This window comes from Actinobacillus ureae ATCC 25976, from assembly GCF_000188255.1.
Taxonomy (GTDB): Bacteria; Pseudomonadota; Gammaproteobacteria; order Enterobacterales; family Pasteurellaceae; genus Actinobacillus; species Actinobacillus ureae.
Genome location: NZ_GL831104.1, coordinates 1 through 564 on the forward strand (window position 1 = coordinate 1; position 564 = coordinate 564).

The 564-nt window shown below is 35.8% G+C and carries 1 pseudogene; it reads left to right on the forward strand.

Annotation, left to right across the window (positions count from 1 at the left end):
* Window positions 1-313, forward strand: a pseudogene (locus tag HMPREF0027_RS13180) (hypothetical protein); the annotation flags it as partial.
* Window positions 314-564: the final 251 nt, after the last annotated feature.

The following is a 564-nucleotide window of genomic DNA, read 5'->3' on the forward strand; positions in this document are numbered from 1 at the left end:
ATTGAATATCAATGTTCTGAAAGAACTATCAGAAGGCATCTTCAAAAAATCCATAAAAGCTGAGCAAAAACCTTTACCCGAAACCATTAACATCGTGATGGATACCACACATTTTAAACAGCGTTTTGCCGTATTGGTTTTAGTAGATACACTCTCTGCCAAACCGGTCTACTTTCGTTTTATTCCCGTTGAGAAAAATCAGTATTATTTCGAAGCCATATCAGAATTAATGGAAAAAGGCATTAAGATTCAATCGATTACCTGCGATGGAAGGAGAGGATTACTCAATGCTTATCCTGATATTCCAACTTAGATGTGTCATTTTCATCAAGTTGGGAGAGGGATATTTTATTTAACGAAATCACCCAAATCTCCGGCTGGGAAAGCGTTATTGGAGCTGTACTATTCACTTAAATCTCATACAAAAGAGACGTTTAATCATGCATTACTTCAATGGTTGAATGAGTATAAAACTTACTTTAATGAACGTTCAGAACATAATGCCAAACGGTTTAAACACAAGCGATTAAGAAGCGCCTATTGGGGTTTAAAACGTAGCATAAA